This window comes from Haloarcula sp. 1CSR25-25 (genome assembly GCF_032027985.1).
Lineage (GTDB): Archaea > Halobacteriota > Halobacteria > Halobacteriales > Haloarculaceae > Haloarcula.
Map to the genome: position 1 here is coordinate 760,928 of NZ_JAHYBW010000001.1, position 21,198 is coordinate 782,125.

Below are 21,198 nucleotides of genomic sequence, written 5' to 3' on the forward strand. Positions count from 1 at the left end.
GATGCGGGAGGCCGACGAACAGTACTTCGAAACGCTCGAAACCCAGCTCGAGTCTGCCTTCGACGTCGCCGAGCGGGCCAAGGAGCGCGGCGGCGACCCGAAACCCGAAGTCGAGATCCCGACCGCGCGCGACATGGCCGACCGGGTCGAGAACATCCTCGGCATCGACGGCGTCGCCGAACGGGTGCGAGAACTCGAGGGGGAGATGTCCCGCGAGGAGGCCGCGCTGGAACTGGTTGAGGACTTCGTCGAGGGGACCGTCGGCGACTACGACAGCCGCGAAGGGAAGGTCGAGGGGGCAGTTCGGACCGCCGTCGCTCTGCTGACCGAGGGTGTCGTCGCCGCCCCCATCGAGGGCATCGACCGCGTCGAACTGCTGGAAAACGACGACGGCACGGAGTTCATCAACGTCTACTACGCCGGCCCGATCCGCTCCGCCGGCGGGACCGCACAGGCGCTCTCCGTGCTGGTCGCGGACTACGCCCGCGCGCTTCTTAGCATCGACCAGTACAGAGCCCGCGACGATGAGATCGGCCGCTACGCCGAGGAGATCGACCTCTACGACAAGGACACCGGTCTGCAGTACTCGCCCAAAGAGAAGGAGACGAAGTTCATCGCCGAGCACATGCCCATCATGCTCGACGGCGAGGCGACCGGCGACGAGGAGGTGTCGGGCTACCGGGACCTCGAACGCGTCGACTCGAACTCGCCGCGCGGCGGGATGTGTCTGGTGCTGGCCGAAGGAATCGCGCTGAAAGCGCCGAAGATTCAACGGTACACCCGGAACCTGGACGAGGTCGACTGGCCGTGGCTGCAGCACCTCATCGACGGGACAATCGGCAAGGACGAGGCCGACCAGGAGGGGGCACCGGGAGACGCAGGCGGCGAAGCCGCGAGCGAGGGGGACGCCGACACCACCGAGGACGACGCCGACGAGCAGACGGGACCGCCACGCGTCGAACCCGCAGACAAGTATTTGCGGGACCTCATCGCCGGCCGGCCGGTGTTCTCCCACCCGTCGAAGGCGGGCGGGTTCCGGCTTCGCTACGGGCGTGCGCGCAACCACGGCTTCGCGACCGCCGGCGTCCACCCGGCGACGATGCATCTCGTCGACGACTTCCTCGCGACCGGGACCCAGATCAAGACCGAGCGGCCTGGGAAAGCCGCCGGCGTCGTGCCGGTCGACACCATCGAGGGGCCGACCGTGCGCCTGGCCAACGGCGACGTGCGCCGCATCGACGACGCCGAGGAGGCGCTCGCGGTCCGCAACGGCGTCGTGAAGATACTCGACCTGGGCGAGTATCTGGTCAACTACGGGGAGTTCGTCGAGAACAACCACCCGCTCGCGCCGGCCTCCTACACTGTCGAGTGGTGGGAGCAGGACCTCGACGCCGCCGGCGCGGACGTACAGGCGATGCAGGACTCGCCCCACGTCGACCTCGCCGACCCGAGCGCCGAGGAGGCCGTCGAGTGGGCCACCGACTACGACGTCCCGTTGCACCCGAAGTACACCTACCTCTGGCACGACGTGAGCGTCGACCAGGTGTGTGCGCTCGCCGACGCCGTCGAGGACAGCCGTATCGTCCAGGCCGACGGCGCGTACGCCGACCCGGACGTAGACGACACGACGGGCGACCCCGACAGCGACGACGGCGCACTCGTCCTACCCCGGACCGACGCCGTCCAGGAGACGCTGGAACACCTGCTCGTCGAGCACACCCAGGACGAAGACACGGTCACGGTAACCGACTGGGTGCCGCTGGTGCGGACACTCGGCTTCTCGCGGTCGCTGGAGCGAGACTGGACGCGAGACGACCTCTCCGAGCGTGCCCGGACCTACGGGGAGAGCGAGTCGGTCGACGCCATCGGGGTCGCCGATGACGCCGAACCCGAAGACGGGCAAAACGCCATCGTGGCAGTCAACGAGATCGCGCCGTTCCAGGTCCGGGAGCGCGCCCCGACCCGGATCGGCAACCGGATGGGGCGCCCGGAGAAGTCAGAACGCCGGGACCTCTCGCCGGCCGTCCACACGCTCAGCCCCATCGGCGAGGCCGGCGGCGCACAGCGGGACGTGGCCAAGGCGACGAAACACGCCGAGGGGATGAGCGACACCCCCGGCCGCGTCGAGGTAGAAATCGCCCGCCGTCGCTGTCCCGACTGCGGGACCGAGACCCATCACGCGAACTGTCCGGACTGCAGCGGGGTCACCGAGCCGGTGTACGTCTGTCCCGACTGCGAATCCGAGGTCGAGCGCGACGAGTCCGGCCGCGCGGAGTGTTCGCGCTGTGAGACGCTCGCCTCGCCGACCCAGTACAAAGTGTTAGACCTCCAGGAAGCGTATCGGGACGCCCTGCAGAACGTCGGCGAGCGCGAGACGGCCTTCGAGCAACTGAAAGCCGTCAAGGGGCTCACCTCCGAGGAGAAGGTCCCGGAGCCGATGGAGAAGGGCATCCTCCGGGCGAAACACGACGTCTCGGCGTTCAAGGACGGGACGGTCCGCTACGACATGACGGACCTGCCGGTGACGGCGGTCCGGGCCGCGGAACTGGACGTCTCCGCCGAGCGCCTCCGCGGCCTGGGCTACACGGAGGACATCCACGGCGACCCGCTGACCCACGACGACCAGCTGGTCGAGCTGAAGGTCCAGGACATCGTCCTCTCGGACGGCGCGGCCGAGCACATGCTCCAGACCGCCCGCTTCGTCGACGACCTCTTAGAGCAGTACTACGGGCTGGAGCGGTTCTACGAGTTCGACGACCGCGAGGACCTCGTCGGCGAACTCGTGTTCGGGATGGCCCCCCACACCAGTGCGGCGACGGTCGGCCGCGTCGTCGGCTTCACCTCCGCCGCCGTCGGCTACGCGCACCCGTACTTCCACGCCGCCAAACGGCGGAACTGCTTCCACCCGGACACCCGGCTGTGGTACGAGGACGAGAGCGACGACTGGGGATACGGTACCATCGAGGAACTGGTCGAAAACCGACTGGACGACCCCGAAGCAGACGACTTCGGGACGCTCGTCCAGGAGCTAGACGGCGACCTCACCGTGTCGTCGCTGGGTGACGGTGGCCCCTGCCGCCAGCCCGTCGACGCCGTCTCGAAACATCCCGCGCCGGACCACCTTGTCAAGATAACCGTCGGCGCCCGGACGCTCCGGGTCACGCCCGACCACACCATGCTCCGGGCCGGTCCCGATGGGATCGAGGAGGTCCCGGCCAGCGACCTGACCCCCGGCGACGAACTCCCCGCCTACGACGGCGGCGAGACGACGACAATGACGGCCCGCGGCGAGGCCGCGACGGCAGTCACTGACGGCGCTGTCCCGACGGACACCGTCGAGACCGTCGAGTACGTCGAGAGCGATGTGGACCACGTCTACTGTCTCACGGTCGCCGACACGCACCGTGTGGCCGTCGAAGGAACCTACGTTGGTCAGTGCGACGGTGACGAAGATTGCGTCATGCTTCTGATGGACGGGTTGCTGAACTTCTCACAGACTTTCTTGCCGAACCAGAGGGGTGGAAAGATGGACGCGCCCTTAGTTATGTCCTCGCGCATCGACCCCAGCGAGATCGACGACGAGGCCCACAACATGGACATCATGGACTCGTATCCCCGGGCGTTCTACGAGGCCACCCGGGAGATGAAAGACCCCACCGAGGTCGAGGACGTCATGAAGATCGCCGAGGAGACGCTGGGTACCGACCGCGAGTACACCGAGTTCCGCCACACCCACGACACCGCGAACATCGCCGCCGGGCCGGACCTCTCGGCGTACAAGACGCTCGGCTCGATGGAGGACAAGATGGACGCCCAACTGGAGATCTCCCGCAAGCTCCGGGCCGTCGTCGAGAGCGACGTGGCCGAACGCATCATCGAGTACCACTTCCTGCCGGACCTCATCGGCAACCTCCGGGCCTTCTCCAGACAGGAGGTCCGGTGTCTGGACTGCGGGCAGTCGTTCCGCCGCGCGCCCCTGACCGGCGACTGCCGGGAGTGTGGCGGCCGGGTCAACCTCACCGTCCACGAGGGGTCGGTCAACAAGTACATCGATACGGCCATCCGCGTCGCCGACGAGTTCGGCGCGCGGGACTACACGAAACAGCGGCTCAAGATCTTAGAGCGGAAGATCGAATCGGTGTTCGAGAACGACCACAACAAGCAGTCAGGCATCGCTGACTTCATGTAATACCGCCTGTAGAACGGGTCGCGCGGGCGGAATGACATGTTCGGGACTGCATTTAAAACCGGCTCGCGTTCTCAGCTACTCGCAATCCGGGCGAAGTATATTATGAATACTGATAGAAAGCGATGGAAGGGATGGACCGAGACGTGCTGGTCATCGACGATTCAGTCGATTACCGGGTGTACGAGACAGGCCTCGACCAGTCATACAGCTACACGCTGGCCGGGACAGCGGACGAAATCGACCCGTCGTTTACTCGGTCAGATGTCGTCATCTACGGCCACGGACAGTCAGGGATGGCGTTTCAGGACCTGAAAGAGACGGTCCAGGACGTCGCCGGGTCGTACTACCTGCTCGTCGTGGCCGGGGCCGAGCCGACGCCGGCGCTCCTGTCGCTCCCGTGTGATGACTACCTCCGGAAACCGGTGGACGGGACGACCCTCGGACGGGCCGTCGACCGGGCGATGGCGCTCGGAGACGGTGACCTCCGGGAGGCGGTGTCGCTGACGCGGAAGGCACGCGTGCTCGGTGCGACCCGTTCGAGCGCCGAACTCGAACAGATTCCGGCGTTTCAGCGCGTGCGCCGACGGCTCCGCGACCTCGCAAGACCGGAGGTTCTGTGTGAGCTCGAACGAATCGACGCCGATGTCCTCTCCGCCCAGCTCGACCTGATACGGGGGACCACTGACGGGGGGCAGGCACCGCTGGCCGACGGCGGGAAGACGGGCGCCGGCCGCCCGGAGAGCGACGACATCAGTCCGTGGAAGTTCCGGGAGGCGGTCGAGAGCGCGGGCCATGCCGTCGTGTTCACCGACCGCGACGGCGTCATCGAGTACGTCAATCCGGCGTTCGAAGAGCTGACCGGGTACGCCGCGGCGGAGGTCGTCGGCCACACGCCGCGGGTCCTCAAATCGGGCGAACACGACGAGGCCTTCTACGAGACCCTGTGGGACACCATCGGTGCCGGCGACGTGTGGCAGGGCGAACTGGTCAACGAGCGCCCCGACGGTGAGCGCTACGTCATCGAACAGACCATTGCGCCGCTTCCCCGCGACGACGAGCCGCGTGGCTACGTCGCTATCAACACGGACATCACCGAAAAGCGGCGGCGTGAGGGGAAAGTAAAGGCGCTGCACGAGGGCACCCGGGACCTGCTCAGCGCTGACAGTCCGTCGGCGGTTGCCGCCGAAGTCGGAGCGGCCATCGAATCGATTCTGGAGTTCCGCATCAACGTGATCCGGGTGCTTCAGGACGGGGAGCTCCAGCCGGTTCACGTCAACGACAAGGCCGAGGAGTTGCTGTCGGAGCGACCGACCTACGAGGTCGGCGAGGGGTTCCCCGGCGAGGCCTTCGAAGACCAGCGGGCGAGCATCTACACGGATATCCGTGACCACGACGGCGGTACAGAGCTCGAACCGGTCGTCTCGTGGCTGTACGTCCCCATCAGTGATTACGGCATCATCAGCGTGGGACAGACCGAACCGGACGCGTTCGACGAGACCGACCTGAACCTCGTGCAGATCGTCGCGAGCAACGCGGAGATCGCCCTGGAACGACTGCAAAAAGAGCGGGAGCTACAGCGGGAGAACGAACGGCTCGAACAGTTCGCCAGCACCGTCTCACACGACCTCCGGAACCCGCTGCAGGTCGCCAAGGGGACGCTGAGCCAGCTCGACGACTGCACCGCCGGAATCGACCGGATGCGTCAGGCCCACGAGCGGATGGAAGAAGTCATCGAGGGCGTGTTGACGCTGACCCGGCAGGGGAACCGCGTCGAGGACCCGGCGCCGGTCGACCTCAGTGCGGTCGCGCGTGCCTGCTGGACCCACGTCAGCTCCAGTGAGACCGAACTGGTGGTCGAGGAGGACAGCCTCGTCGTCTCGGGGGACGACACCCGTCTCAAACACCTTTTCGAGAACCTGTTCCGGAACGCCGTCACGCACGGGCAGGCGTCGACGGTTCGGGTCGGAGCGCTCGACGGCGGCTTCTACGTCGCCGACGACGGGGTCGGCATCCCCCCGGAGGACCGGGACGGGGTCTTCGATAACGGCTACACGACAAGTGAGGACGGCACGGGGCTCGGCCTGACAATCGTCGAGGAGATCGCACACGCACACGACTGGGCCGTGTCTGTAACCGAGAGCGAGACGGGTGGGGCCCGTTTCGAGTTCCTCGCCGCCAACCAGTACAGGGATGGGTGAAACAGGCGACGCGCTTCGAGGCGCCGTGTAAACACACCGACAACACTGTCGCCGGGGACAGTCAGCGCCGGACCTCTCAGGGCGACTGACGAGCGCGTGACAGCCGTCCGACGGGTGTTTTTGCCCGTGGCGGTTCTGTCACCGATATGGCCTCGTCCCGCGATTCGGCGCCGCCTATCAACTCCGGGGGCCGGTCGGAGACCCCGTTACCATCGCCCCGACAGACGCCCAGCACGATCTATCAGATACAGATCGCGCTGTTGCGCTCGCAGGTGGCCTCACTGGAAACCGCGCTCGAACGTGAACGCGAACACCGCCAGGCCGTCATCGACCGATACGAGCGCCTCATCGACGGAAAGTAAGCCGCGACTGGACGTCGGAAAACTGCTTTCGCTGTGTTACTCGTCGCCGAGTTCGACGTAGGTCGTCTCGATGATGCGACTGTCGTCGTTTAGCCGCTCGATGATGTCTTTTGGCGGCTGTTCGTCGAGGTTGTAGACGGACAGGGCCTCCCCGCCGATCGTCTCGCGGCCGTTGAACATCCCGGCGATGTTGATGTCGGCGTCGCCCAGCACGGTCCCGATGAACCCGATGGTGCCCGGCTCGTCCCGGTTGCGGACGACCAGCATGTGCCCGTGGGGGACGGCCTCGATGCGGTGGTCGTCGATACGGACGATGCGGGGTTCATCGCCGCCGAACTGGGTCCCACAGACCGAGACGGACTCCTCGCCGTCGGAGACGGTGACGGTGATGAGGCTCTGGTAGTCCTCGGAGGAGCGGGTCTTGGACTCGGTCACGTCGATGCCCCGGTCTTTGGCGATCTGCGGGGCGTTGACGGCGTTGACCTGGAGGTCCGAGGGCGCGAACACGCCTTTCAGTGCGCTGGCGGTGACGTACTCCACGTCCTCCTCGGCGATGTCGCCCGCGTAGGTGACCTGGACTTCGGACATGTGACCGCCGAACAGCTGGACGGCGATGCGGCCGGCGGTGTCGGCGAGGTCGAGGTACGGACCGACCTGCTTGAACGTCGCCTCGTCCAGCGACGGCGCGTTCAGGGCGTTGGCGACGGGCTGGCCGTTGGCCGCGGCGATAATCTGGTCAGCCGTGGAAGTGGCGACGTTCTCCTGTGCGGCCTCCGTCGACGCCCCCAGATGGGGCGTGACGATGATGTCCTCCACGTCGAGTAGCGGACTGTCCTCGGACAGGGGTTCCTCGCCGAACACGTCGAGCGCTGCGCCGTTCAGGACGCCGTCCTCGACGGCCTCGGCCAGGGCCGGCTCGTCGATGATGCCCCCGCGGGCGCAGTTGACGACGTAGCCGCCTTCGAGTTCAGCGAGCTCTTCCTCGCCGATCATGTTCTCCGTCTCGGGAGTCAGCGGCGTGTGAATCGTGATGAAATCGGACTTCGCGAGACAGTCCTCGAGGTCATCGACCAGTTCCGCGCCGAACTGGTCGGCGCGCTCCTGACTGATGTAGGGGTCGAACGTGACGATGTCCATGCCGAGACTCCCCAGTCGCTTGGCGACCTGCTGGCCGACGCGGCCGAAGCCGACGACGCCCAGCGTCTTGTTGTTGACTTCCGTCCCCAGGAACTCGCCTTTGGCCCACTCGCCGTTTTTCAGGCGGTCGTGGGCCTGCGGGATGGAGCGCGCGGTGGCAAACGCCATCGCGACGGAGTGTTCCGCGGCGGCGCGGACGTTGCCCTCGGGGGCGTTGGCGACGATGACGCCGTGGTCGGTCGCGGCGTCGATGTCGATGTTGTCCACGCCGATGCCGGCCCGGCCGACGATGATGAGGTCGGGCGCGGCAGCGAACACTTCCTCGGTGACCTCGGTCCCCGAACGGACGATGAGCGCGTTCGCGTCGGCCACCGCGTCCAGGAGCGCGTCGCCCTCGACCTCGTAGGCTGTTTCGACGTCATGGCCTGCCTCACGGAGTCGGGTGAGACCGGCGTCGGCGATAGGATCCGTAACGAGTACCTTCATACCGAGTCGAACTTACTGGGGCGGCATAACGCTTGTTTTCTCCGCCCGAGCGGGTCCACACTGTCACTCGATACGGAGTAAACACGGCGCTGATTGGCTCTCTTGGGGAGTGGTACCGGTCGTCAAAAGTGGGCCCCTATCGCCAGGCCGGCAGCGAGGCAGCGTCCGCGAGCGGGAGTGTGAGATAGGCGTCGTCTCGGGTTACATCGGCGACGATGAACTGGTCCGTCGGCCCTTCTTCGACGGACGCCATGATTTCTCCGTCCGCGGCCATCTCAACCGGAGCGACAGTATCCGACTCCATGCATGATAATATGTAACAACCCTATAAAAATTTAGCGAAACCCATAGAGGGGAGGGCTACGAGCGCCGTCCAGCAGTCTGACAATAGTTCTCATCCTGTCAGGATTGGCATATCCTGGCCCATGGCTAGCATAGTTAAAGCCTTATATCTCAACCAGCAGTGTTTGAGACGCCGATTCTATTCTCGCCGGTATGAGGTGGATAGATATGGCAGAACACATAGTTGTTTGCTCGAAGCGGCACCGTCCATCGGTTTCCGAGACAGCGCAGACACGGTCTCCGGCGACGGCCGATAGCTACCCGGCGTGCAACCGGATGTCGAAAACGGACGGATGTTAAGGACTTAGTAGATGCGGGAAGGAAGTTCTGGCAGTATGAACGTCGCAGACGCTATGACGCCACGCTCGGAGGTCATCACGGCCACCATTCCCGGTACCCGTGATGACGTCCTGGAGTACTTCCAGGAGCGGGCCTTCTCGTCGGTCCCGGTCATCAAGGAGACCGACGAGGGCGAGGAGTTCAGAGGTATTATTTCACGCGATGCACTCATCGAGAGTCCCGACGAGGACCAGCTCGCCCTGCTCGTCGAGGAAGTCCCGACAGTCAGCGGAGACACGTCTATCGAGGCTGCCGCACAGATGATGGTCGAGGACGGCGAGCGTCGTCTGCCGATTGTCGACGGGCGGCTTCAGGGAATCATCACGGTGACCGACGTGATCCGGTCCATCGCCAACGGCGACGTCGAGGGCGACACGGTCGTCGGGGAACTCGCCAACCGGGACATAAACTGCGTGTACGAGGGCAGCCCGCTGACGGTCGCCGAACGGGAGCTGTCCCACGCGAACGTCCCCTACGGCGTCGTGCTTGGAGACGACGGCAACATGTCGGGGATGCTCACCGAGGTCGACATCATCGCAGTCGCCCGCGTCGTCGAGGGCGAGGACGACACCGGCGACTCCATCGCCAACCAGGACGACGACTGGGCCTGGGAGGGCATCAAGGCCGTCGGCGGTCGATACATGCCAACCCGCAACGTCGAACTCCCGGTCGAACCCGTCCGCGAGTTCATGACCGCCGACGTCGTGACGGTGAACAAGCGCCGCACCGCCGAGGAGGCGGCACAGCTGATGATAGAGCACGACATCGAGCAGATCCCGCTGCTGTCGGGTGACAAGCTCACCGGTATCGTGCGGGACATCGACCTGCTGCGAGGCCTATGAGCGAAGGCGAACGCCTCACCGAGCTGGCCAAGCGTCGCGGCTTCTATTTCCCCTCCTCGAGCGCCTACGGCGGCGCGGCGGGCTTCTGGACCTACGGGCCACAGGGGGCCGCGCTGAAATCGAACATCGAGGACGCCTGGCGGGACCGCTACGTCGTCAAGGAAGGCCATCAGGAGATCTCCGCCCCCGACGTGATGCCCGAGGCCGTCTTCGAGGCGTCGGGCCACCTCGACGGCTTCGACGACATGATCGTCGAATGCGGCGAGTGCGGTGCGACCCACCGCGCGGACCACCTCGTCGAGGACAACACCGACATCGAGGAGGCCGAATCGCTCCCGAACGAGGAGGTGATGGACCTCATCGCCGAGCACGGCATCGAGTGTCCCTCCTGTCGGGCGTCTCTGGCCGACCGGCCGGTCGACAACTTCAACCTGATGTTCGAGACCAACATCGGGCCGGGGTCGTCGTCGCCGGGCTATCTCCGCCCGGAGACCGCCCAGGGCATCTTCGTCGAGTTCCCGCAGCTCTCGGAGTACGCCCGAAACCAGCTCCCCTTCGGCGTCGCCCAGATCGGGAAGGCCTACCGCAACGAGATTTCCCCGCGGAAATCGCTCGTCCGCGTCCGTGAGTTCACCCAGGCCGAACTGGAGCACTTCGTCGATCCCGAGGAGGACGAACCGCCGCTGGCCGAGGTGGCGGACGTGGTGCTCCCGCTGTACTCGGCAAAAGCACAGGGGGCCGAGGACGGTGGCATGCAGGAACTGACTGTCCGCGAGGCCGTCGACCAGGGCGTCGTCGAAAGCGAGTGGGTCGCCTACTACCTCGGCGTCTCGAAGGAGTGGTACGAGCGCATCGGCGTCGACATGGAGCGCTTTCGCTACCGCCAGCACCTGGCCGGCGAGCGCGCCCACTACGCCTCCGACTGCTGGGACGCCGAGAGCGAGGTCGACGGTGACTGGATAGAGATCACCGGCTTCGCCTATCGGGGCGACTACGACCTCTCGAAGCACGCCGAGCACTCCGGCGAGGACTTCACCGTGTTCAAGCAGTACGACGAGCCGGTCACCGTCGAACGCGCCACCGTCGACCCCGACATGAGCTACCTCGGGCCGGAGTTCGGCGGGTCGGCCGGCGCGGTCGCCGACGCGCTCGAAGCGCTGGCCGAGCGGAACCCTGACGCCTTCGACGGCGACGAGGTCACCGTCGAGGTCGACGGCGAGTCCCACACCGTCCCCGTCGAGCAGACGAACTTCAGCGTCGACGAGGTCACCGAGAACGGCGAACACATCCGCCCACACGTCGTCGAACCCTCCTTCGGCGTGGGTCGGATAATCTACACCGTTCTCGCACATTCCTACGAGACCGACGAAGTGGACGGCGAGGAGCGGACCTACCTCGACCTCCCGCCGGAGCAGGCTCCGACCACGGTCGGCGTCTTCCCCCTGATGGACAAAGACGGGATGGCCGACCTCGCGACCGACATCGCCGACGACCTCCGGGCCGCCGGCCTCTCGGTCACCTACGACGACTCCGGGGCCATCGGCCGGCGCTACCGCCGGCAGGACGAGGTGGGAACGCCCTACTGCGTCACCGTGGACTACGAGAGTCTAGAGGATGGCGAGGTCACGGTGCGCGAGCGCGACACGACCGAGCAGAAACGGCTCCCCATCGACGGGCTCGCCGACCGGCTCGAACGGCTCGCAAGCGGCGACCGAACCTTCGGCGACCTGTAGATGGCCGACGAGGTATCCCGGCGGCTCGTCCACGTCACCGGCGCGGCGGTCCCGCTCGCACACCTGCTCCGGCCGGAGCTGATTACGTGGCGGGTCGTCCAGGGGTTCCTGGCCGTGGCGCTGGTCGTCGTACTGGTTCTCGAAGCGGTTCGGCTGACGACCGGGCTGGACTGGGTGGTGTACGACCGGCTCACCCGCGAGTACGAGCAGGACAACCCCGCCGGCTACGCGCTGTACATCGTCGGGATAGCCATCGTCGCCTTCGCCGTCGAACTCCCGGGTATGACCGAGACGGTCGCCGTCCCGGCGATGCTGATGCTCGCCATCGGCGACCCGATCAGTGGCCTGCTGGGCTCGGGCGACGCCAGCAACGTCAAGCAGGCCTGGGTCCTGCTGGTGATGTTCGGCGTCTGCACGCTGCTTGCGGCCCCCTTCGTTCCCCCTGCCGCCGCCGTCCTCGGCGGTATCGCGGCGACGTTCGCCGACGGGGTCAAGCCCCGCATCGCCGGCTACGTCATCGACGACAACTTCTCGATTCCAGTGCTGGGCGCCGCTGCGATGTGGCTCGGCGTCCAGTACCTGCCGGGAATCGGCCTGTAACCCCCCGTCTTTTACTTTCACTCCGGTACCTGAACCCTTAAACACCGCTGGACCGAACGCCCGGGTAATGGCGACCACCGACGCCGGTGGCGAGCACGTCGAGCGCCCGCTGGTGACGCCGGAGTTCCTGGAGAACCGCCGCTACCAGACCGACCTGGCGGAGACGGCCAGTTCCGACCACACGCTCGTCTGTCTCCCGACCGGGCTGGGCAAGACGACTGTCTCGCTGCTGGTGACCGCCGAGCGGCTCGACGCCGTCGGCGGGAAAGCGCTCATGCTGGCCCCGACGAAGCCGCTGGTCCAGCAACACGCCGAGTTCTACCGCGAAGCGCTCGAACTGGACGACGAGGACGTCGTCGTGTTCACCGGGGAGGTCCGCCCCGACGACCGGGCCGCGCTCTGGGAGGACGCCCGCGTCGTCATCGCGACGCCCCAGGTCGTCGAGAACGACCTCGTCGGCAACCGCATCTCACTCGCCGACGTGACCCACTGCACCTTCGACGAGTGCCACCGCGCGACCGGCGACTACGCCTACAACTACATCGCCGACCGCTACCACGCCGACGCCGAGCACCCGCTGGTGACGGGGATGAGCGCCTCGCCCGGCGACGACGAGGAGGCGATACTCGAGGTGTGTGAGAACCTCGGCCTGTCCGACGTGGCGGTGATGACCGAGGACGACGCCGACGTGGCCGAGTACACCCACGACACCAGCGTCGAGTGGAACCGCATCGAACTGCCCGAGGTCGTCGTCGAGATACGGGACGCCATCAACGAGGTCATCACGGACCGGCTGGAGCAACTGAAGGAACTGGGCGTCACGAACAAGTCCTCGGCGGACGTCTCCGAACGGGAGATTCAGGGGATACAGGCCGAGCTCCGGAAGCTGATGGACAACGACCAGAGCGAGGGGTACCAGGGGATGAGCCTCCTCGCCGAGATTCGCAAGCTCCGGACGGCCGTCACCTACGTCGAGACCCAGAGCGTCGAGTCCCTGCGGCGGTACTTCGAGCGGCTGAAGGAGGCCGCCCGCTCCTCGGGCGCGTCGAAGGCCGACCAGCGACTCATCAGCGAGCCGAAGGTCCGCGAGGCGATGCGGAAGGCCGGCGACTACGACGACCTCCATCCGAAGTTCCGCCAGACAAGAATGTTGCTCGCCGAGACGCTGGGCATCGAGAACGGCGAGCGCGTCATCGTCTTCACCGAGTCACGGGACACCGCCGAGACGCTCGTGGACTTCCTCTCGGACCACTTCGAGACACAGAAGTTCGTCGGCCAGAGCGACACCGACGGCAGCGAGGGGATGACACAGAGCCAGCAACAGGAGACGCTTGACCGGTTCCGCAGCGGCGAGTTCGAAGTGCTCGTCTCGACCTCGGTTGCCGAGGAGGGCCTGGACGTGCCGGAGGTCGACCTGGTGCTTTTCTACGAGCCAGTGCCGACCGCGATACGGGCCATCCAGCGGAAGGGCCGGACCGGGCGACAGGCAGAGGGTCGGGTCGTCGTCCTGCTGGCCGAGGACACGCGCGACGAGGCGTACTTCTGGAAGGCCCGCAACGACCAGAAGCGGATGAAACGCGAACTGAACGAACTCAAAAGCGTCGCCGGCGAACTGGAGGCCCGTCTCGACCAGACCGGCCTCGACGAGTACGAAGGAGGGGGTGACGACGCAGATGACGCCGATGGGACCGCTTCGAGTGGAACCAGCGAAGAGGAAACCGCCCCACAGCGGTCGGGTTCCACCGGAAACGGAAGGGGTAGCACAGATAACAAGTCAACCGACGAGAACGACGACAGTGACGGCCAGGCCGGGTTGGACGCGTTCGCACGAGACCCGTCAGGAGCGGCCGATGGCGACGAGACGGCGACAGACGAGGAGGGGAGCGGGGCGCCGGACGACGAGGGGACAGTCGCCAGCGCCGGGCGCGACGCCGAGGAGGACCCCGTCGAAATCGTCGCCGACCAGCGCGAACTCGATTCGACCATCGCCCGGGACCTCTCGACGCGGGACGGGGTCGAAACCCGACTCGAAACGCTTGCCGTCGGGGACTACGTCCTCTCTGACCGGGTGGTCGTCGAGCGCAAGACCGTCGCGGACTTCATGGACACGCTGACGGGGGGCGACCGGTCGATGTTCGAGCAGGTCGGCGACGCCACCCGGCACTACGCCCGCCCGGTCGTCGTCATCGAGGGCGAGGACCTCTTCGGGGCGCGTAACGTCCACCACAGGGCGATTCAGGGGGCGCTCGCGTCGCTCGCGGTCGATTTCGGGGCGAGCGTCCTCCGGACCAGCGACGAGGACGAGACCGCCGACCTGCTGGAGGTCATCGCCGGGCGGGAGCAGGAGACCGCCGACCGCGAGGTGAGCGTCCACGGCGAGAAACAGTCGAAGACCCTCCCCGAACAGCAGGAGTACGTCGTCGCCTCTATCGCCGAAGTCGGGCCGGTCACCGCGCGCACGCTGCTGGAAGCCTTCGGGAGCGTCGAGGCGGTGATGACCGCCGATAGGGAAGACCTGCTTGAAGTGTCCGGTATCGGCGACGTGACCGCCGACCGGATTCGGGACGTCGTCGCCAGCGACTACGAGCCCTAGAACCGGGCCGCGTCAAGCGCTTCCGCCGCTTCTCTGGCCGCCTGGAGGTGTTCGCGAGCCTCGCGTGGGTTCTCGGTCGCGGCAGCGCGCTCGGCAAAGCGGCGGGCAGTCTCGGCCAGCAGTGCCGATGCCGCGTCCATATTCGCCGCGATATCGTCGGTGTTACTGTCGGACGCGGCGGTCTGTCGAGCGGAAACAGGGGGGTTCTGTGTCGCTGTCTCAAACGCCTGTTCGTTCGTAGTCTGACGGTCAGACGCCGACGAAGTGTCTTTCTGAGCGGTCTGGGCCTCTGGCGCAGAGTGGCCGGACCCCTGGGCCGACTGGTCACCCCCCGCTTCGGGTGGAGCAGGCGGGGTGTTCGTCGACGGCGTCGCCTCGGACTCCGCTTCGGCTGGTGACTGTTCCGCTGGGTCGGCCTGAGTGTGTGCTGTCTCCTGCCGACCGGGTTCGTCCGTGGCGTCCGGCGGACTCCCTGCTGCCTCCTCGTCGGGGTTCCCGAACTGAACGCGTGCCTCGTTGCTCGGGTCGGCGACCTCGATCTGGTCGCCGTCGTCGGCGTGGCCGTCCTGGTCGTCGTTCGAGGCCTCCGGGCCACTGGCCTGTGTGTCGCGAGCGACCGGCTTCTGGCAGGTCGGGCAGAACTCCTGGCCGTCGTAGCGGAAGATGGGGTCGCCACACTCGCTGCAGTGGGCGTTCGTCATCGTCGCGCCCTTCAACAGGAGTTCGCTCATCTGTTCGGTCGCCGCCCGGTTGTCCGCCTCTTTCTCGAACTTCTCTCGGAGTTTCTCGCGTTCGGCTTCCTTGTCGAAGTCGCTCATACGTGGGACAACGCCGCGGGGCTGAAAACAGTTTACGGGTGCGAGACGTCGATACCGCCTGAACGACGACCGGCGGAATCGGGGTTTCGACACGTTTAACGTTCGCGCCTGAGCCTTTTCGAATGGTATGACAAAGGTAAGCGTAGTCGGCGCGGCCGGAACGGTCGGCGCAGCCGCAGGGTACAACATCGCGCTCCGTGACATCGCTGACGAAGTCGTCTTCGTGGACATCCCGGACAAGGAAGACGACACTATAGGTCAGGCGGCTGACACGAACCACGGTATCGCCTACGATTCGAACACGCGTGTCCGGCAGGGCGGCTACGAGGACACCGCCGGCTCGGACGTCGTGGTCATCACGGCCGGCATCCCGCGCCAGCCCGGACAGACCCGTATCGACCTCGCCGGCGACAACGCACCCATCATGGAGGACATCCAGTCCTCCCTGGACGAGCACAACGACGACTACGTCTCGCTGACTACCTCGAACCCCGTCGACCTCCTCAACCGCCATCTCTACGAGGCCGGCGACCGCTCGCGCGAGCAGGTCATCGGCTTCGGTGGCCGCCTTGACTCCGCGCGGTTCCGCTACGTGCTGAGCGAGGAGTTCGACGCGCCGGTCCAGAACGTCGACGGGACGATTCTCGGCGAACACGGCGACGCACAGGTCCCCGTGTTCTCGAAGGTCCGCGTCGACGGCACCGACCCCGAGTTCAGCGACGACGAGAAGGAAGCGCTGCTGGGCGACCTGCAGGAATCGGCGATGGACGTCATCGAGCGCAAGGGCGCGACCGAGTGGGGGCCGGCACGCGGCGTCGCCCACATGGTCGAGGCCATCCTCCACGACACCGGCGAAGTGCTGCCGGCCTCGGTCAAGCTGGAGGGCGAATTCGGGCACGAGGACACCGCCTTCGGTGTCCCGGTCCGTCTCGGGAGCAACGGCGTCGAGGAGATCGTCGAGTGGGGCCTCGACGACTACGAGCAGGACCTGATGGCCGACGCGGCCGAGAAGCTCTCGGACCAGTACGATAAAATCGCGTAAGGGCCACACCCGTCGGATTTCGGGACGGACGCCGTCCCGAGGCGTTTTTTCACTCCGTTGCAGCGGTACGAGAGACGTAGCTGTGACTGCGGTCGGCGCTACCCGACGAAATGCGACCGTTACGCGGGTTCGTCCTGGTCGTCGAGCAAGTCGCCGTCGCCGCCGTCGTCGATGTCAGCACCGAGGAGTGACGCCCACTCTTCGAGGTGTGAGTCCGATGTCGGGAGTTCTCGGTGGTTCATGGCCTTATCCGAAGCATCCACGGCATATTATATAATGGTTGTGCCCGCGTTGATACACAATGCTGTGTGCAGCGGTTCTACGGCGTGATTCGCGGCTGAAAGCGGAAAACCAGGTCGATTACTCCGAACGGATGGTTTCCGGGACCTGTATGGAGTAGTGCCCGTCCTCCTGCAAAGCGATGATGTACTCCTCGCGGTCGTACAGCTCCATCAGGTTCAGTTCGTACTGACCAGGTTCCAGCACCTTGATCGACTCGAACTGGTCGTTGAGTTCAGCGCGCAGTTCCTCCAGGTCGGGGCGGTCCTCCTGGTCCGGGTCCGCCGGTGGGTCGGGGTCGGCACCGACAGGGCGGAACTGGTGTTCAGAGTCCGACGCCGAGGGGACGTCGGACGGGAGTTCGTCGGGCTCGACGACGTCCCCGCGGGCACTGGCCTGGGCCGAGTCCTCGGCCGCGGGCCTGTGCTCGGGTTCGGAAGACGGCGAGTCTGAAGTGTGGGATGGTTCGCTCGGCCGTGAGTCAGTCGACCGGTCGCCGTCCGGGGGTGACTGCTCAACGGAGTGGTCGCCGTCCGCGGCGGAGCCACTGACGAAATCACGCACCGAGGCGGCGGTCTTGCCGACGGTCCGGGCGACAGTGCTGTCTGGTCCCGGTGGTTCCGGTGGCTCCGCGTCCGGCGTCTCGGAGATGTCGGCGCCCTCGGGCTGGTACTGGAACTTGTTCCCGCCGCAGTTGGGACAGCCCGAGAGCATCTCCTTTGACCCGTCGTCGAAGCCACGGCCACAGTCCGTACACTGGTGGGGCATTATTTCCGAGAGACGAGGGCGCTGATGAGCGTTTCGTCCTTGTGGAGCGTCTCTATCTGGTTCGCCGGTCCGATGACCGTCAGCTTCTGGGTGGACTGCTTGCCCATCAGCCGGTCGAGGATACTGGCGTCGGCGGCCTCGGACTTGGGGTAGGTCTCGATTTCGATGCCGTTGAACTCGTCAGGGCTGATCTCTGTCATCGTGACTTCGATCAGGCGGGACTCCTCGTCGGGCGAGAGGCCCTCTTCGAGGATGACGATGTTCCCGTCACGAACCCCGTCGAGAATCATTCGGATCTTCTCCATCGAGGCCAGCCCTGCCATGCGTTCACCGCTGATGAGGTCGATCTGGACGCCGTCGTCTGGGTCTTTGACTTCTGCCATTATATCACCCGAAGTACTCCGCGATTTTGTCGTAGACTTCGTCCATGTTGTCGCCCTCAAGCGCCGACAGCGGAATCGTCTCGTGTTGCGGGTAGGCGTTTCGGATACGCTGGACGGACGACTCCTCCAGATCGATCTTGTTCGCGAGAATCAACACCGGGAGGTCCTGGCTCTCGATGATCCCGATAAGCATGGTATTGACCTGCGTGAACGGGTCGGTTGCGGAGTCAAGTACGTAGATGACGCCGTCGACGTCCTCGCGGAGCCAGTGCATCGCTTCGGCGACGCCCTCAGTCGCTTCGCGGGAGCGGCGGACGGCGTCGTCTTTCTCCATGTCGTGTTCGAGGAACTCGGTGTAGTCGACTTTCGTCGTCACGCCCGGCGTGTCGACGATGTCGATTGTCACCTTCTTCCCGTCGCGTTCGATCTCGACGTTCTCCTTCCGGCGGGCGCGGCGAGTCTCGTGGGGGACGTGACTCTCCGGGCCGACGGCGTCGCCGGTCCAGTCGCGTGCGATGCGATTCGCCAGCGTCGTCTTGCCGGCGTTCGGTGGGCCGTAGATCCCGATACGTTTCGGATCCTCTTCCGAGAACAGCGTCGATGCCGCGCGTGAGATGCTATCTTTGAGGTTTGTTAACAATCCCATCCTATCCTCCCGCCGCCCGGAGTCGTCCGGTATGGCGGCTCTGCCCGTAAAAGAAAGGCGAATTCACTTAAGCCTACGTCAGACAATAGTCTACTGACTGACGTGATGGTTATATTTGATTTTTTGTGGTAGATTCCAGACGCTCGAAGGGGATCTGTTCAGGTGGAACGCAGTCGTCAGAGTCGGAGCTGGCCCGACCGTCCTAGCCCCCCACCCCTTCGTTTCAAGTGGAACCCGGAAGCCCCCTGGGGAGGGGGTGGGTCAACAGGGGATCAGATCGGGAACGGACCGACAGTTCAGATCGGTGCGACACACGACGACACTAGCTAGAGCGGCCTAGATGCTAGAAAACGGGATACAGCTGTCTTCTAGTTATTTGTTTTGGTTAGTGCGGTTTTGGTTTATGATATAGTATATTAAATCTTTCTTCTTACTAGGCCACAGGTAGGGTGGCCCCCTCCCCCCACCCCGGGTCTGTTCCCCGTTCCACCGGAAACGAAGGGGTGGGGGGGTTGGGGTTCTCCCGCGGCTCCCGACCGCGGCCGGATCGTCCGTCGGTCCCCACCGATCCGACCGCTACAACTTCGACAGCTCGCCAGCGTACCGTCGTTGGAGGGCTATCGAGTCTACCGGCGCTGCACTTCCAGATAAGTCAACGATAGCCATGGGACACAACAAATCAATAAGCCAACATGTATATTTCATGGGAAGTGTACCGAAATATTTAATATCTACTCACGGTACGGTTCATGTGGTTCAACTGGACGCACCGGAGAGCGGTGATGCTCACGAACGACGGTACTGACGCTCCTCGCTCCCTCTGTTCCGGTGTCTCCAACTCTCTCCACACGAAACGAAGGGGAACTCTCTCGATTATGACTGACGAACACGACAACTCGGACCCGCCGTCTGATCCGTCGACGACAGAAACGTCGAACGACACTGACGGGCAACTCGACGTCGAAGCGGACGTCGGAACGTCGTCCGGCCCGTCCGACCTCGACGACGTTATCCTCGACAACCTCGACGCTGGCTCCGACGACCCTTCGGACGAGGCGTCCCGCGGCCTGTTCGACGACCTCCTCGAAGGCGAACCCATCTTCGAGAACAAAGAGGTCCTTCGCCCCTCGTACACCCCGCACAAACTCCCTCACCGTGAGGAGCAGATCAACAACATGGCGACGATCCTCGTCACCGCGTTGCGCGGTGACACGCCGTCGAACATCCTCATCTACGGGAAGACGGGAACGGGGAAAACCGCGTCCGCGAAGTTCGTCAGCGAGGAACTCGAAACGACGTCACAGAAGTACGAGGTCCCCTGCGAGGTCGAGTACATCAACTGCGAGGTGACAGACACCCAGTACCGGGTGCTGGCCCAGCTCGCGAACAAATTCATCGACAAGAACGTCCAGCTCATCGACGACCGCGTCGCTGAACTCGAGGACCTCCGGTCGCGCGCACACGAGAACACGGCTGCACTCGAAGAGACGGCGTTCAACTCCGTCGCCGACGTCGAAACTGAAATCGAGTCACTGGAAGCCGACAAGTCCGAGTTCGAGGAAGTTCCGATGACTGGATGGCCGACAGACCGGGTCTACAGCTCCTTTTTCGACGCCGTCGACTACCACGAGCGCGTTGTCGTCATCATGCTCGACGAGATCGACAAGCTCGTCGAGAAAAGCGGCGACGACACGCTGTACAACCTCTCCCGGATGAACTCCGAACTGGAGAACTCTCGCGTCTCCATTATGGGCATCTCGAACGATCTGAAGTTCACTGATTTCCTCGACCCGCGGGTCAAATCCAGCCTCGGCGAGGAGGAGATCGTCTTCCCGCCCTACGACGCGAACCAGCTCCGGGACATCCTCCAGGCGCGCTCGGACGTGGCGTTCAAAGGCGACGCGCTCACCGAGGACGTCATCCCGCTGTGTGCGGCCTTCGCCGCACAGGAACACGGGGACGCACGGCGGGCGCTGGACCTCCTCCGGACGGCCGGGGAACTCGCCGAGCGCGACCAGACGGACAACGTCCTCGAAGACCACGTCCGGCAGGCCCAGGAGAAGATCGAACTCGACCGCGTCGTGGAGGTCGTCCGGACGCTGCCCACGCAGTCGAAGATCGTCCTCTTTGCCATCATCCTGCTTGAGAAAAACGGCGTCCACAACATCAACACCGGCGAGGTGTTCAACATCTACAAGAACCTCTGTGAGGAGATCGACGCCGACATCCTGACACAGCGCCGCGTCACCGACCTCATCTCGGAACTGGACATGCTCGGCATCGTCAACGCCGTCGTCGTCTCGAAGGGCCGGTACGGCCGGACCAAGGAGATTTCCCTGTCAGTTCCGACCGAGGAGACGGAGGCGGTGCTCCTGTCGGATTCCCGCCTCGGCGATATCGACGACGTTCAGCCGTTCGTCCAGGCCCGGTTCGACAACTGA

The 21,198-nt window shown here is 65.1% G+C and carries 16 protein-coding genes; 9 read left to right on the top strand and 7 right to left on the bottom strand.

What is annotated here, in order from left to right; genetic code table 11:
* Position 1 precedes the first annotated feature (1 nt).
* The 3 genes from KZ498_RS03820 to KZ498_RS03830 all read left to right on the top strand — a co-directional run bounded on the left by KZ498_RS03820 (position 2) and on the right by KZ498_RS03830 (position 6,749).
* Positions 2 to 4,189, top strand: a complete 4,188-nt coding sequence (locus KZ498_RS03820; protein ID WP_312616932.1) for a DNA-directed DNA polymerase II large subunit — start codon at positions 2 to 4, stop codon at positions 4,187 to 4,189.
* Between the two features lie 131 nt (positions 4,190 to 4,320).
* The gene (locus KZ498_RS03825; RefSeq protein WP_312616934.1) at positions 4,321 to 6,387 is read left to right on the top strand and encodes a PAS domain S-box protein; all 2,067 of its coding nucleotides are present in this window, start codon (positions 4,321 to 4,323) and stop codon (positions 6,385 to 6,387) included.
* Between the two features lie 146 nt (positions 6,388 to 6,533).
* Positions 6,534 to 6,749, top strand: a complete 216-nt coding sequence (locus tag KZ498_RS03830) for a hypothetical protein (RefSeq protein WP_312616936.1) — start codon at positions 6,534 to 6,536, stop codon at positions 6,747 to 6,749.
* Between the two features lie 36 nt (positions 6,750 to 6,785).
* Here the strand turns inward: KZ498_RS03830 and serA are convergent, their stop codons facing one another.
* On the bottom strand, positions 6,786 to 8,372 hold the full coding sequence (serA, locus tag KZ498_RS03835; protein WP_312616938.1) for a phosphoglycerate dehydrogenase: 1,587 nt from the start codon (positions 8,370 to 8,372) through the stop codon (positions 6,786 to 6,788).
* 136 nt (positions 8,373 to 8,508) lie between these two features.
* A complete protein-coding gene (locus KZ498_RS03840) occupies positions 8,509 to 8,676 on the bottom strand; it encodes a hypothetical protein (RefSeq protein ID WP_312616939.1) in 168 nt (55 codons plus the stop codon).
* A gap of 373 nt (positions 8,677 to 9,049) precedes the next feature.
* Between KZ498_RS03840 and KZ498_RS03845 the strand changes: the two genes are divergently transcribed.
* The 4 genes from KZ498_RS03845 to KZ498_RS03860 all read left to right on the top strand — a co-directional run bounded on the left by KZ498_RS03845 (position 9,050) and on the right by KZ498_RS03860 (position 14,821).
* On the top strand, positions 9,050 to 9,895 hold the full coding sequence (locus KZ498_RS03845) for a CBS domain-containing protein (protein ID WP_312616941.1): 846 nt from the start codon (positions 9,050 to 9,052) through the stop codon (positions 9,893 to 9,895).
* Positions 9,892 to 11,628, top strand: coding sequence for a glycine--tRNA ligase (gene glyS / locus KZ498_RS03850; protein WP_312616942.1), 1,737 nt, complete (start codon positions 9,892 to 9,894; stop codon positions 11,626 to 11,628). The genes KZ498_RS03845 and glyS overlap by 4 nt, the downstream gene beginning before the upstream one ends.
* Complete coding sequence (locus KZ498_RS03855; RefSeq protein WP_312616943.1) at positions 11,629 to 12,228, top strand: dolichol kinase; 600 nt, start codon at positions 11,629 to 11,631, stop codon at positions 12,226 to 12,228.
* Between the two features lie 67 nt (positions 12,229 to 12,295).
* On the top strand, positions 12,296 to 14,821 hold the full coding sequence (locus tag KZ498_RS03860; protein WP_312616945.1) for a DEAD/DEAH box helicase: 2,526 nt from the start codon (positions 12,296 to 12,298) through the stop codon (positions 14,819 to 14,821).
* On the opposite strand, the gene KZ498_RS03865 is transcribed toward KZ498_RS03860, so the two are convergent.
* Complete coding sequence (locus KZ498_RS03865) at positions 14,818 to 15,639, bottom strand: Sjogren's syndrome/scleroderma autoantigen 1 family protein (protein WP_312616947.1); 822 nt, start codon at positions 15,637 to 15,639, stop codon at positions 14,818 to 14,820. The genes KZ498_RS03860 and KZ498_RS03865 overlap by 4 nt on opposite strands.
* A 127-nt stretch (positions 15,640 to 15,766) precedes the next feature.
* Between KZ498_RS03865 and mdh the strand changes: the two genes are divergently transcribed.
* Complete coding sequence (gene mdh, locus KZ498_RS03870) at positions 15,767 to 16,681, top strand: malate dehydrogenase (protein ID WP_312616948.1); 915 nt, start codon at positions 15,767 to 15,769, stop codon at positions 16,679 to 16,681.
* 119 nt (positions 16,682 to 16,800) lie between these two features.
* Here mdh and KZ498_RS03875 read toward each other — a convergent pair whose 3' ends face one another.
* The 4 genes from KZ498_RS03875 to KZ498_RS03890 all read right to left on the bottom strand — a co-directional run bounded on the left by KZ498_RS03875 (position 16,801) and on the right by KZ498_RS03890 (position 18,757).
* Entirely contained in the window at positions 16,801 to 16,923 is a 123-nt protein-coding gene (locus KZ498_RS03875) for a hypothetical protein (RefSeq protein ID WP_312616949.1), read from the bottom strand.
* 118 nt (positions 16,924 to 17,041) lie between these two features.
* A complete protein-coding gene (locus tag KZ498_RS03880) occupies positions 17,042 to 17,728 on the bottom strand; it encodes a Zn-ribbon containing protein (RefSeq protein ID WP_312616951.1) in 687 nt (228 codons plus the stop codon).
* Positions 17,728 to 18,111: a DUF2073 domain-containing protein gene (locus KZ498_RS03885; protein ID WP_004517591.1), complete on the bottom strand. Its 384-nt coding sequence runs from the start codon at positions 18,109 to 18,111 to the stop codon at positions 17,728 to 17,730. Before KZ498_RS03885 ends, KZ498_RS03880 begins: the two co-directional genes overlap by 1 nt.
* Before the next feature lie 4 nt (positions 18,112 to 18,115).
* Positions 18,116 to 18,757: an Era-like GTP-binding protein gene (locus tag KZ498_RS03890; protein ID WP_004590329.1), complete on the bottom strand. Its 642-nt coding sequence runs from the start codon at positions 18,755 to 18,757 to the stop codon at positions 18,116 to 18,118.
* An 875-nt stretch (positions 18,758 to 19,632) separates the two neighbouring features.
* Here KZ498_RS03890 and KZ498_RS03895 point away from each other — a divergent pair.
* Complete coding sequence (locus tag KZ498_RS03895) at positions 19,633 to 21,198, top strand: ORC1-type DNA replication protein (protein ID WP_312616963.1); 1,566 nt, start codon at positions 19,633 to 19,635, stop codon at positions 21,196 to 21,198.